General features: G+C 68.1%; 5 protein-coding genes. 2 read left to right on the top strand and 3 right to left on the bottom strand.

Translation table 11 applies throughout. From position 1 onward, the window contains the following. Positions 1–118 precede the first annotated feature (118 nt). Complete coding sequence (locus IPG72_04205; protein MBK6768225.1) at positions 119–1,630, bottom strand: hypothetical protein; 1,512 nt, start codon at positions 1,628–1,630, stop codon at positions 119–121. 169 nt (positions 1,631–1,799) lie between these two features. After that, entirely contained in the window at positions 1,800–8,372 is a 6,573-nt protein-coding gene (locus IPG72_04200; GenBank protein MBK6768224.1) for a DUF11 domain-containing protein, read from the bottom strand. Positions 8,373–9,014: 642 nt separating this feature from the next. Here IPG72_04200 and IPG72_04195 point away from each other — a divergent pair. Next, entirely contained in the window at positions 9,015–9,542 is a 528-nt protein-coding gene (locus IPG72_04195) for a peptidylprolyl isomerase (protein ID MBK6768223.1), read from the top strand. On the opposite strand, the gene IPG72_04190 is transcribed toward IPG72_04195, so the two are convergent. After that, entirely contained in the window at positions 9,539–12,931 is a 3,393-nt protein-coding gene (locus IPG72_04190; protein ID MBK6768222.1) for an SUMF1/EgtB/PvdO family nonheme iron enzyme, read from the bottom strand. The two genes, IPG72_04195 and IPG72_04190, sit on opposite strands and share 4 nt — an antisense overlap. 279 nt (positions 12,932–13,210) lie before the next feature. Between IPG72_04190 and IPG72_04185 the strand changes: the two genes are divergently transcribed. After that, complete coding sequence (locus tag IPG72_04185; protein ID MBK6768221.1) at positions 13,211–13,735, top strand: hypothetical protein; 525 nt, start codon at positions 13,211–13,213, stop codon at positions 13,733–13,735. The last annotated feature ends 108 nt before the right edge of the window (positions 13,736–13,843 follow it).

The following is a 13,843-nucleotide window of genomic DNA, read 5'->3' as shown; positions in this document are numbered from 1 at the left end:
GGCTTCGTCATGAACGAGCCTGACAGTGAACTGTCAGGCGTCGCCCCGCCAGCCCCAGTGCCTGACTCAACCGCGATGATCCAGCATGGTTCGCCCTGGTTCGGCGTGCCGCCGGCCCCTACCCCACCCGCCGCCACGCCACCCACGCCAACGCCGCCGCGCCCATCGCCACGATCGCGCCGAGCGCGCCGAGGCGTGCGCGTCCCGCCGCCAGCTGCGATCGAGCCTGCGGTGCCCGCGGCACGAGGTCGCCGAGGGCTTCGCCGCCGACCATCGAGCCGGAGTCGATGACGCCGGCGATCTGCGTCGCCTGCGCAACGCCGGGCGTCGGCGTCGTGGTGGGAGTGGGCGTGACGGTGGGGGCCGGGTTGCACAGCGAGCCGAGGGCCGTCTGCGGCGTCGTGGCGAACGGGATGAACGTGATCGCGCCGCCGCCGAGGGTACCCTGGACGGCATCGCCGGAGCCGGCGCCGTCGCCGGACGGGCCGTCGGCCGCGCCCCAGTAGTTCAGCGTGCCGTTGATCGTGTCGGCGTCGGAGTTGGCGGCGCCGGGCGTGTTGCCGATGAAATCGTTGTTGTTGAAGACGTTCGTCGCCTGGTTGTCCGGCTGGGCCGAGAAGCGCAGGCCGCCGCCGCTAACCTGCACGAGCCCGTTGTCGACGAAGCAGTTCTGGGAGATCGTGACGAACGACGAGCCACGGCCGGCGGTCTGGTTGCCGAACGACGTCATGACCAGGCCGGACCGCCCGTTGCGATCGAACGTGTTGCCGGTGAACGTCGTGCGGATCGGGCCGCCCTGCAGGCCGTCGAAGCCGTTCAGGCGGAAGACGTTGTTGCTGAAGACGGCGTCCTCGACCGCGCGGCTGCCGATGTTCACCCCGACGTTCGTCACCTGGTTCACGAACAGGTTGCCGTCGAACAGCGGACCGCGGTTGGCGCTCAGGCCGACGTTGCGGACGCCGTCCGTGAAGAAGCCGGCACCGAGGGCGGCGTTCTGGACGCAGTTGTTCGTGAAGTGGAAGCCGTCGAAGCCGTCCGTGTCCAGGTGGAACGAGGCGCCGCCGCCGGTCTTGCCGGCGCCGTCGAGCTCGTTCTGATCGACGGTGATGTCGATGCCGGTGTCGTTCAGGAAGACGCCGGACGCGGTGAAGCCCGTGAACCGATTGTTTCGGATCTCGATCGCGTCGATCGGACCGCTGGCCGAAACGATCCCGCGCGTGGCGCCCGAGAAGTGGAAGCCGTTGATCCGTGCGCCGGCGGAACCCGTGACGAGGGTCAGCAGGTCGCCGGTGGCCGCCGTGATGACCGACTCGCCGGCCACACGCCCGCACGCGGCCACGCCATTCTGGGCGCCGAGCAGCGGAATGTTCTTGCCGAGGGTCAGGTTCTCGTTGTACGTGCCCGGTCCGACCCGCACGGTGTCCACCCCCGTCACGGCGGCGTTGATCGCGGCCTGGATCGTGGCCTGCGACTGGCCGACGGTGCAGCTGCCGTCGACGGCGTCACTCGGGACGCAGATCACCGCCGCGAAGGCCGTTGCCGCCGTGTACGCGGCCAACAGGATGACGATCGGCAAGGCCAGCGCCAGCGCGCGAGCGGCACGTACGAGCGAGGTGACGGAGAGCGACATGCCGAACTCCTGGCTTGTGGAAGCACGGGGTGAACGATTGTACGCGCGATTCCCGCGTCTTGATACAGGGTTGTGCTGCTTGCAGCGGACACTTCGCCATCACGAACAACGGCGCCCGGTGCAGCCGTGGCCGCACCGGGCGCCGAGAGCGCCACGGTCGACGTCCGGCCTACCGATACGTGATATCCACCGACCAGCCTCGCACCGCCCCGCCGTCCCCACCAACCAGGTCGTTCACCGACAGGATCCACGTCCCGTCCGGGTTCCGACCGTCGAATGCGTCCAGCCCATCCGGCGCCGAGCCTGCGCCGCCCGGCGTGTAGCGCAGGAACCCGGCGGGCGGACACACGGAACCCAGCGGCGCCGCAGCATCCGAGTCCACGATCGCCTGCATGTTGTCGTCCGCGCCGCAGATCTGCCCCGCCAGCACCACGTCCGCCACCGCCGGGCTCGACACGTCGATCACGATGTCATTGTTCCAGGTGTGCTGGATGTCGAGCGTGATGTCCACGTCCGCCACCTGGCACAGCGCCGCGCCCGTCACGTTCACCACCGCGTCCGGCGCCAGGCCGAGCTGCGGGATCGTCACCGGGCAGTTGTCGCACGCGAAGCTCTGCTGCTTGACGGCGCACGCCACCGGTCGCGCGTCCACGAACCCCGGGCAAAGCGGCAGCGGGCCCATGAAGCAGTACTCGAACAGCGGGTTCCCATCTTCGTCGTACGTGTTTGCGAACGGGATCCCGCGATCCCCCGCTGCCTCGTCGCCCGGCACGTCCTCGCCGAGCCGCGCGCCCTTGCGCTCGATCGCCACGGCCCCGAGGCCCACGAGGTTGCGCAGGAAGAAGCCCGTCCCGTCGAACACGTCGTGCTCCCAGAACCACGCGCTGATCACCGCACTGCCCTTGAACCCGTTGTTGATCCAGCCCCACGTCTGCAGGTCGATGTACTCCACCTGCTTCTCGTTCAGCTTCTGGCAGATGTAGTCGATCAACCCGTTCTGGTCGTACAGGTAGATCACGAGGTCCGTGAAGCCCGGCTTCGGCACGACGTTGGCGATCGCGATCTCCGTCGTCAGCCCCGAACTCCCGAGGTCCTTCAGCACGCTCGGGATCGCGATCAGGCCCACGCCCGCCTCGAAGTTCCCGCCCGTGCGCTGGCCGATCTGCCAGTCGAAGATCTTGTGCTCCGGCAGCAGGTTGTACGCGATGCCTTGGGTGGCCGCCGTCCGCGCCGCGTCCGAGTACTCGATCAGCGTCGCGACCGAGACGACGTTCGGCGCCAGCACGTTCGGGCTCCCCGGCGAGATCCACTCCTGGCTCTCCACCCGCGCCGATCCCACCCAGTTCCCCGGCAGCGCCGCCACCAGCGGCAGGAAGAACGTCTGGCTCCCGCGCGGGCAGACCCAGTCGATGAGCGTCGTGATGATGTCCCCGCCGCGGTCCAGGAAGTACACCTTCACCTTGGCCGCCACCACCGGGCTCAGGTTCTGCACCTGGATCGCGCTGTCCCAGCCCTGGTACTCGCTGTACACCAGCGGTGCGAACCCGACCTGGTTGCCGGCGGTGTACGTCGCCCCGTTCGGGTCGAACGTGTAGTTGATCTCGGATGGCTCGCCGACGTACGTCATCAGCAGGTCGTGGCCGATGATGTCGACGGCGATCCCCATCCGCTGCGTCGAGCGGATCCAGGCCGAGCCTTGGAAGTCCGGCCCGACGCAGTCGTTCGCGTCCAGCTGGTACGTCTCGCCCGGGGCGAGCGTCGCGATGTCGCAGATCGTCGCCCGCAGGCAGTCCTCCTGCTGCTGGAACCAGATCTCGATCGACGAGCACATCAGCCCGCCGTTCTGGATGTAGATGATCGAGTTGTACCCGGCCTTGCTGGCGTACACCAACGGCACGTAGAACCCGTAGCCGCCGTAGACGTCGTCGTACACGCCCAGGTGCGTGCCCGCGATGCCGCCGTACTTGCTCGTCACGTCCACACCCGGCGTCACGTCGCCCGGGCACGTCCGGTGCACGTCCACCGCCAGCGCACCGTCGCTCGGCGCCGCGCGCGACATGTCGATCCCGTCGAAGATCAGCCCCTCGTCGTACGCCTTCTTGAAGCGGCGGTAATCGTCCGCGTCGCCGACGACGTTGAAGAACAGGACCTCGCAGACGTAGTCGCCCGTGATGTCGTCCTCGGGGATGACATCGATCCCGTCCTCGGACAGTTGCCGGCCGGACAGCTTGAACAGGATGCCGGACTTCGAGCCCGTCGGCACCTGGGCGCCGTACAGGTTCCAGCTGCTGCCCGGCTTCAAGAGGCCCGTGCACTCCACCTTCAGCGGACCGGCGGCCTGCGGCGGGCAGAAGCCGGGTTCGCCCCACGTGATGAGGGCCGCCTTGGCGACCTGACAGCCGATGTTCTGGACCTCGATCCAGCTCTCGCAGACGTCGTCCTGGCCGAGGAAGTTCAGGATCGGCAGGTGGACCTGGTTGGAGAGCTGCGTGTTCGGCGCGATGATCGACGGGCAGTCGACCACAGCGCACGTCGTGGTCCCACCGCGGCCGCTGCCCGCGATGTTGCACTGGTCGAAGTGCACCTGTCCGAGGAAGCAGAACTCGGTGCCGAAGGCGATCCCGCCGAGGATCCGGACCCGGTACTCGAGGATGATCGTGGCGCCCACCGGGATCACACCGTTCCACGCCACGTGGTTGGCCGTGATGGTGCACGTTCCGCCGCCCTGGAGGACGGTGCAACTGCCCGGCTGCCCCACGACGCCGGCCGGCAGGAAGATCTCGAACTCCGGCCCGGGTCCGTCCGGTTGGTCCGTGACGGCGCAGACCCCGTCGTTCGAGAAGGCCTGCGTGATCGTCAGCTCGTCGCCGGCGGCGAAGCACTCGGGGCCGGCGATCTCCGGCGCGGCGACGACGACGTCGGCTCCCGCGCTGACTTGCGTCACGAGCGACGCGGTGTTGTTGGCGGGGGTGGGATCCGGCAGTTGGCTCAGGCAGTTCGGCGTTCCGCCGGTCACGCTTGCCACGTTCGTAAGCGGTGATCCGTTGCAGCCGCACGTCGGATCCGAGGACGGGGTGTCGAGCGGCACGTTTACGACGATCGTGATCGTCACCTGCGTCGGGAACGGGGTGCCGGTGGTGCACTGCGCGATGCCCACCGGACCGAGCGTCCCGATGGCACACGTGACGACGCCGTTCAGGTGGCTGCACGTGCCCTGTGTGGGCGTGGCCGACACGAAGGAGGTCTGTACGGGCAGCGTGTCCAGCATGACGGTGTTCGGGCTGTTCGACGGCCCGGCGTTCGTCACGACGACGCTGTACGTGACGTTCTGCCCGGCGATGACGAAGTTGCCCGGCGGGCTCGTCTTGGTCTTCGTGATCGACAAGTCGGAGCGCGTCTGCACGGTCGTGTCGACGAAGGCGGTGTTGTTCGCCGGCGTCGGGTCCGCGAGGTTGCTCGCGCAGCCGACCGGCCCGCCGGCCACCGTGGCCGTGTTGCGGATGGGGGCGCCGCACGCCGCTTCCGGGCACGTCCGCACGACGAGCGTGATCGTCGCGACGGTCGGCAGCGGCGTGCCGGTGGTGCACTGCGTGATGCCCACCGGCCCCATCGAGCCGATGGTGCACGTCACGGTCTGGCCGACGGCGCTGCACGACCCCAATGTGGAGACCGCGGAGACGAACTGCAGGTTCGCCGGCAGAATGTCGGTGACCACCGTGTTGATGCTGTTGGACGGCCCCGAGTTCGTGACGACGATGCTGTACGTCACGTTCTGGCCGGCGATGACGACACCGCCCGCTGGGCTCGTCTGCGTCTTCGTGATCGACAGGTCCGACCGCGTCTGCACCGTCGTGTCGACGAAGGCGGTGTTGTTCGCCGGGGTCGGGTCCGCGAGGTTGCTCGCGCAGCCGACCGGGCCGCCGGTCACCGTTGCCGTGTTGCGGATCGGGCCGCCGCACACCGCCTCCGGGCACGCCCGCGCCACGAGGGTGATCGTCGCCGTCGTCGGCAACGGCGTGCCGGTGGTGCACTGCGTGATCCCGATGGGGCCGAGCGACCCGATGGTGCACGTCACCGTCTGCCCGACCGCGCTGCATGTGCCCTGGGTCGATGTGGCCGAAACGAACGCCAGGCCGGCGGACAGGATGTCGGTGACGACGGTGTTGATGCTGTTGGAGGGTCCGGCGTTCGACACGACGATGCTGTATGTCACGTTCTGGCCGGCGATGACGACACCGCCCGCCGGGCTCGTCTGCGACTTCGTGATCGACAGGTCAGAGCGCGTCTGAACGGTCGTGTCGACGAACGAAGTGTTGTTCGCCGGCGTCGGGTCCGCGAGGTTGCTCGCGCAGCCGACCGGGCCGCCGGCCACCGTGGCCGTGTTGCGGATGATCGCGCCGCATACCGTCTCCGGGCACGTCCGCGCCACGAGCGTGATCGTCGCCATCGTCGGCAGCAGCGGACCGGTGGTGCACTGCGTGATCCCGACCGGGCCGAGCGACCCGATGTTGCACGTCACCGTCTGGCCGACCGCGCTGCACATGCCGACCGTCGAACTGGCCGACACGAACTGCAGGTTAGCCGAAAGGATGTCGGTGACGACGGTGTTCAGGCTGTTCGACGGGCCGGAGTTGGTGACCAAGATGCTGTAGGTCACGTTCTGCCCGGCGATGACGACACCGCCCGCCGGGCTCGTCTGCGTCTTCACGATCGACAGGTCGGACCGCGTTTGCACCGTCGTGTCGACGAACGAGGTGTTGTTGGCCGGGGTGGGATCCGGCAGATTGAAGGTCTCGCAATTGGGGTCGCCGCCGGTCACCGAGGCCGTGTTGCGGATGATCGCGCCACAGACCGTCTCCGGGCACGTCCGCGCCACGAGCGTGATCGTCGCCATCGTCGGCAAAGGCGTGCCGATGGCGCACTGCGTGATCCCGACCGGGCCGAGCGACCCGATCGTGCACGTCACCGTCTGCCCGACCGCGCTGCACGTGCCCTGCGTCGATGTGGCCGACACGAACTGCAGATTGGCCGACAGGATGTCCGTCACGACGGTGTTGATGCTGTTGGAGGGCCCGGCGTTCGTGACGACGATGCCGTACGTCACGTTCTGGCCGGCGATGACGACGTTGCCTGCCGGGCTCGTCTGCGTCTTGACGATCGATAGGTCGGACTGCGTCTGCACGCTCGTGTTGACCAAGGAGCTGTTGTTCGCCGTGTTCGGGTCCGGCAGGTTGTTCGCGCAGGCCAGGTTGCCGCCCGACACCGTCGCCGTGTTGGCGATGGCCGAGCCGCACAATGCCTCGGGGCAGGTCCGCGCGACGAGCGTGATCGTGGCGGTCTGCGGGACAGGGGTGGTGGCGCATTGCCCCGGAGCACCCAACGTGCCCAAGGTGCACGTGACCGTCTGCCCGACTGCGCTGCACGTACCGAGGGTCGACGTCGCCGAAACGAACTGCAGGTTCGCCGACAGGATATCCGTGACGATCGTGTTCACGCTGTTGGACGGTCCGGCGTTCGTGACGACGATGCTGTAGGTGATGTTCTGCCCGGCGGTGCCGGGGCCGACCGGGCTGGTCCGCGTCTTCGTGATCGACAAGTCGGACCGCGTGCCCACGGTCGTCGCCGTCGTCGCCGGGTCCGGCAGGCCGAAGTCCGCCGAGGCGACGGCAGTGTTGACCAGTATCGTTCCGCACAGCACGTCCGGGCAGACGCGCACCACGATCGTCACGCTGCGCGTGCCGCCGGGCGCCGTGTCGCCGGCCCAGACGCAGGTGACGACGTTGCCGCCACTCAGCGTGCAGATTCCGCCGGTGCTGGGCGTCGCGGACACGAAGACCGTTCCCACCGGCAAGTTGTCGATGATCGTCACGTTCGGCGCGGGGTCCGTGCCGTTGTTCGTGACCGTCAGGACGTAGGTCAGGTTCTGGCCGGCAATCACCGGATCCGGGGAGTCGGTCTTCGTCAGGTCCAGCTCGACGTCCGGTTCGCCCGGGACGATGCAATCGGCGCGGGTGATGACGTTGGCGTCCATCGTCACCGCGCCGACGCTGGCGAACGCGCGGCCCAGGAGCGTCGCACCGGTGTTCAAGGTCACGCTGGCGAGCGCCAGAATGTTCCCTCTGAAGGACGTCGTCGTGCCGAGCGTCGCCGAACTGCCTACCTGCCAGAAGACGTTGCACTCCTGGCCGCCGTTGATGATGACGACGGACGTGCCGGAGCCCGTGATCAGCGTCGAGCCGATCTGGAAGACGAACACGGCGTTCGGATCACCCAACGCGTTCAGCGTCAGTGTCCCGGCCGACAGGAAGGCCGACGTGGAAAAGCAGTAGACGCCGGGTGTTAGTATCATGCCTCCCAGATCCATGCCGGTGAGGTTCGTATCGCACGCCTGCCCAGCGAGGTTGTTCCGGGCGGTCGTGGCATCCAACTGCGCCTGCGCCGCGACCGCATCCGCGGCGTGGATGATGCCGCCCACCACCACGCCGGGCGGGAAACCCGTCACCGCGCTGCCTGGGCTGACCCCGAGGTCGCCGTTGACGATCGTCGGTCCGGTGTTCGTGGCCGTGCTCCCGGCCAGGACCGCGAAGCTGCCCGCCGTGCCGAGCGGCGGCGCCGTGCCGATGGCCGCGACCGACTCGGGCGGTCCCTGCGCGCTGACGATGACGGTCACCAGAAGGGCCAAGCCGGCCTTCACCGTCACGCGCAGCAGGCGCATGACGGTCTGCCGCGAGATCCAGGACACGCAGCACTTCACGGCGACAGGCATTCGTTCGATGGATGTCATGGGCGGACTACCTCCGGATGGAAGCGCGGAAACGGCCACCCGCGGACGCCGTCACGGCGCATGCGGGGGCCGCGGCTCGGGGACCGGCGGAGTCGCCAGCCTGCAGCCGTTCCGTTGTGATTGGGGTTGGGGAAGGCGCAGGTGCCGTGAATTGCAGGTCAACCAGGCAACAAGCACGGCTGACCGTCCGCTCGAATGGGGCGGACGGCCTCTGCATCGGTCGCCCGCTTGAGGGCGGGCCGGACCACGGGGCGATCATTTGGACAGCGGTTCCGTTTCGCCCTTTCGGGCACACACACCGCCCCCATTGGACGCTTACGCTCCGATAACGCCGCGGCCAACCCATGACCGCGCAGCGGGGGCTGCAAGTGACAACGCAGACGAATGGGCGCGGATACGCCCAGGCCGTAGCGGTATCCAATCGTGATCTCACAAATGATCTCACATATGGGCGCGCGTTGACTTGGCCCGTGACGAGGCAGCTCCGCCTGTTCCGGACTTGATCCCATCCGGCCCGCCCCCTATACTCGCCCGCCCGATGACCTCCCCCGCTCGGCCTCACCCATGTCGGATCTCCACCCAAGGAAGCAACGCCCGCCCATGGCCAACCCAACCGCAACCTTCGAGACCTCGCTCGGCACGTTCAAGGCCGAGATCTTCCAGGACCAGATGCCGATCACGGCCGGCAACTTCATCGCGCTCGTGAAGTCCGGCTTCTACGACGGGCTGCACTTCCACCGCGTGATCAAGGACTTCATGGTCCAGTTCGGCTGCGAGCACACCAAGGACCCGAACAGCCCGCGCGCCGGCACCGGCGGCTCGCCGCTCGGCCGCTTGAAGGACGAGCACCCGATCGACCTGAGCCTCTCCAACGACGTCGGAACGCTGTCGATGGCGAACACCGGGCAGCCGGACTCCGGCGGCGCGCAGTTCTTCGTCAACACCAGGCACAACGACTTCCTGGACTACTTCTCCCCCGGCCCGTCCAAGCACCCCGTCTTCGGCAAGGTCACGGACGGCATTGACGTCGTCCGCGCGATCGAGGCCACGCCGACCGGCCCTGGGGATCGGCCGCGGACGCCGGTGAAGATGATCAAGGTGACGGTGAGCGAGGGGGCGGGCAGCTAGCGGATCGGCGGGGCCCATTCCGCCAGCCGGAAGCCAACGCTGAAGTTGCGCCCGTCCGGATAGAACACATACCGTGTCGTCGCGCTGGAAACGTCCAGCCCGTAATACCAGCCTCCGCCGCGTGCGATTCGGTTCAGCTCGGCACCCGCATCGGCGCGTTCGCGACCGTCATCCGGATCGTATGGGTAGCGATAGTCGGCTCGGTCCTGTCGACGGCCGAACAGGCTGTTCGTCCACTCCCAAATGTTGCCCGTCATGTCCGCCAGGCCTTCGGGTGTGTCGCCGCTCGGAAACACGCCAACGGGTGTGGTCCGCCTGACGTGTGCTTCCACCGTGTTGCACGCATACTCGAAGGCGAAATCGCCGAACGCATAGCGTCGACCGTCGGAGCCGCGCGCCGCTGCCTCCCACTCCGCTTCCGATGGTAGTCTGAATGAACGGCCCGACTGAGCCGATAGCCATAGGACATAGGCGCGGGATTCGAACCAACTGACGCCGATCACGGGTTGCGACGGCAGGTTGAAGTCCTCATCTTGCCAGTACCGTGGCGCCGTTTCCCGGCCCCCACGATAGGACGCTCGCAAATCCTCCTCGAATGTGCCGTCATCCATCGCCAAGCGGGTCCGCCACAACGCATAGCGTTCCGCGTCGATCCGCCCGTCGGACAGCCGAGCGTCCAACAACCCCGGTTCTTGGAGATAGCGCTGGCGCCAGAATCGCAGCCCGTTGCGCACGCCTTCCGCCGTCCCCTCACCGTGCTGCCACGCGCGCGCGGCGTTGGTGTCCCACCACCGCGGGTCATCGTAGCCCCCGGCGGCCATGAAGCACGCCCACTCGGCGTTCGTGACCGGGAACATGCCGAGGCGGAAAGCCGCCAACGACACGTGATGCGCCGGCGACTCGTCCTCAGCGTTCGGGTCGTCGTGGCCCACGATGTACGTCCCGGATGGGATCTCAACCATCGGCGGCAACAGGTACTTCACGTCCGTTCCCTGCCGCCGCTCGAACCGCGGATCGCCCATCCGGCCGACGGCTGATGCGGCGTCGATCCGCGCGCGCAGGTCCGCCTCGGGGTCGCGGCTGCGGACCACGAGCGCCTCGGCCAACTGCGCCCGCGTGCTGTCCGACAGCTGAACGTCCGCTTGCGCCGCGCACCAACCGGCCAGCGCCAGGTTGCCGTCCATCACGGCCTGCACGAACCGGTCCGGCTCGGTCGTCATCGCCGCGGCCATCAACACCGTCTGCTCCCAGCCGGTCGTCGGCAGCGGCGGCAGCGGGTCGGCGGGGGTGATCATCCGCTCGATCTCGGCGAGCGAAGGCTGCACCTCGTCCGCCCGCCATGGCGATCTGACGAGGTCGGCAACGCCATCGGGTGTCGTCGCCAGTCGCTGCGCGGCGAAGTACTCCTGCACGAGCTGGTGGACGTAGAGGATTTCGTCGCTGACGGTGTCCTCGTCGAGCACGGACAGCGCCATCCCGGCGCGCAGGATGTCCTCGTCCCGCTGATCGGCCAGGATTTCGAGCGCCGCGTCGTAGTCCAGCCGCAGGTGGGCTGCCTTGCCGTCGGCGTGCTCGGCCTGCATGGAGTACGCCAAATCGAACAGCTTGGGGATGAGCAGGCCGTGGTCCGGCAGCTCCCATTCCGTGCGCCACGCCCAGTTCGCCAGGCGGCGACAGTCGCGCGTCGACAGGAGCTGGCCGGGATTGAACAGCGGGTTGTCTCGCTCGAGCTCGCGGCGCAACGCCTGCCTGACGAAGCCGGTGAACAACGCAGCGCGGCCGTGCGGTACGACGCCGCGGTCGGCGACCTGTTCCACAAGGAGCTTCAGAAAGTAGGGCGAGCGGACGAGCTCGAGCTGCTGGCTACGGTGCAGCTCGTCCCAGATCTCCCGCCAGTCGAGCGGGCTGTAGAGTCGCAGGAACTGCCGTACTTGGTCGTCGCTCATCGGCTCGATGCGCACCTGCGGCACCCGCAGCTCCGGTGTGGACAGTGGTGCGCTGTAGTCGAGGCTGCGGCACGTGAAGACCAGGCGGGTGCGGGGCGCCTGCTGCACGGTCTGGTGGATGAAGTCCTTCCAGCGTCGAGTGGCCTCGCGAAACGCGGATTCGTCCGCCACGGGCATCTCGTTCAGCGCGTCCAAGAGGAGCGTCACCTGCGATGTCCGCATGAGCGTCGACAGTTCGGGGAGGTCCGGATAGCGGAGTCGCCAATTGGACGCGAGCCACTCCATCGGCAACGGCAGCGGCGCGCCCGGGCTGTCGGCCTTGTAGTGGTTCAACTCCAGATAGAACGTGATCGGCGCGTCCGCCGCACCGCTTCGCAGTGCCGCGACCGACGCGTCCAGCTCCAGCCGCCGGAGCAGCGTGCTCTTGCCGCTGCCGGGCGGGCCGAGCACAACGAGCGCCGGGTCCGGTGCGGCGGCGACGAGGACGGCAAGGTCGGAGAAGCGCTCATCGCGGGCGGCCCAACGCCCGGTGGACGTCTCTTCGCCTTGATCGATCAGCAGCGCGAGTTCCACGAACCGGCCATCGAGGCGGAACTGGGACTGCGACCAAGCTGCGACCCGCCCCAGGCGATAGACCTCGAGGTCGGCCGGCGGATGGCGGGCCACGTCGCGCAGTGCCTCGGGCGACAGCGTGACCGTACGGCTCTCGTCGCGTACGACCGCCAGCAGCGTGGCGAGCGCAGCCGGCAGCGGCTGGGCGTCCGCCGCGTCGTCGACGAGGATGCGCTCACCGGCCGCGAGCTGGCCCGCAGTCCTCAGCGGTTCCGATGTCCCGACGAGAAGATCGGTGATGACCTCATAGATGTGCTCGGTGTGGGTCAGGTCCTTGAGCGTGTGCTCGCCGAGGTCGCGCAGCGTGACGCCGTCAGGCAGCCCATCGCGCAGCAGCTGTTGGGTGACGAGCGAGACGAGCACCTGGCCCCCATGGCCGGCCGCCTCCAGCCGGGCCACGCGGTTGAGCACCGGCCCGAAGTAGTCGTCGTCCCGCATGCTGGCCGTGCCGGTGTGCAGGGCCATGCGAACGCGCAGGGGCGGGAAACCGGACGAAAAAGCGCTCCAGTCCTCCGCCGCGATGGCGGTCTGGGCCGCAAGGCTGGCCCGAAGCGCGTCACCGGCGCGGTCGAACACGGCGCAGAACGCATCGCCGACGGTCTTGAACACGACGCCGCCGGCGTCCTCGATCGCCCGCAACATGAGCGCATCGTGGCGGGCCAGAGCGGCATTCATGCCGGCGGCAAACCGCTCCCACATGCGGGTGCTGCCCTCGATGTCCGAGAAGAGGAACGTGACCGTGCCGACCGGGCGCGGCCGCTCGGCGACCGCCAGCGACACCGCGCGCGCGCGTTCGACGAGGATGTGATTCGGCTCGAGCTGGTGTTCCATCGGCATGTCGCGTCGCGCGGTCCGGTGCGGCGGCCATGTTGCACAGTGGCCATAATGCGCGGAAGCCATGATGCACAGGTTGGGGCCGCGACGAATGTACCGACGGGTCACGCAGGCGTCAAAGCTCAGCATCGCCTGGGAACCGCGTCGGACAACCGCCGCCGACGTCGCAGCTTTGCGGACTGGCCGGCGCCTGCGGACCGCCGTACAATCCCGCCCGCTCTCTGAGCCGGAACGCTTGCGCCGTGATCGGCGCTCCACCCTACAGCGGAGTCGACGATGCTGAGCCGAAACTTCTTGCCCACCGTGTGGATCGCTTGCGCCACGGCGCTCGCCGTCAGCGCCATCGAGCCGACGTCGGTCGCGCACGCGGCCGACGTGGCCGTCATCCAGAACGTCACCCTGAACGGCGACGGCGGCGGCAGCTTCGCGTCGCACACCGCAGCGCTCACCGCCTGCAACGAGTACACGCTCCGCCTGAACTACACGATGTCCGCCGGCGGTACGCCCTCCGAGAACGGCATCGGTGTCGAGGTTTGGAACAACGAGGGCGATGCCTTTCTGACGAGCAGCCCGTTCGGCGAGCGGATCTGGTTCGGGCCGAGCCAGAAGTACTACCTCAAGAGCTTCCGGACGGCGGCCAACCCGTTCGTCGAGGAGGTTCGCTTCAAGGCCGGTCAGTCGCTCACGGTTGCGCCTTGGTGCTCAGATATGACGCCAAGCTACTCGTTCAGGGTGTTCAACTACCTCACGGGCAATACGCTGAACTACACGTTGAGCTTGCCGGGCGGCGAAGAGGGCTAGTACTCCGCCACTCCAGAGTCATCCGGATTCCGCGCTCTGGCGGCAACCCCGAGCGTGCCCGCTGGTGGTGTACTGGGCCGGCCATCGGTCATCACCGCGCTACAATCC

This window comes from Candidatus Avedoeria danica, from assembly GCA_016703025.1.
In the GTDB taxonomy this organism is placed as follows: domain Bacteria; phylum Chloroflexota; class Anaerolineae; order Epilineales; family Epilineaceae; genus Avedoeria; species Avedoeria danica.
This window is presented reverse-complemented; position numbering and strand designations above follow the sequence as displayed.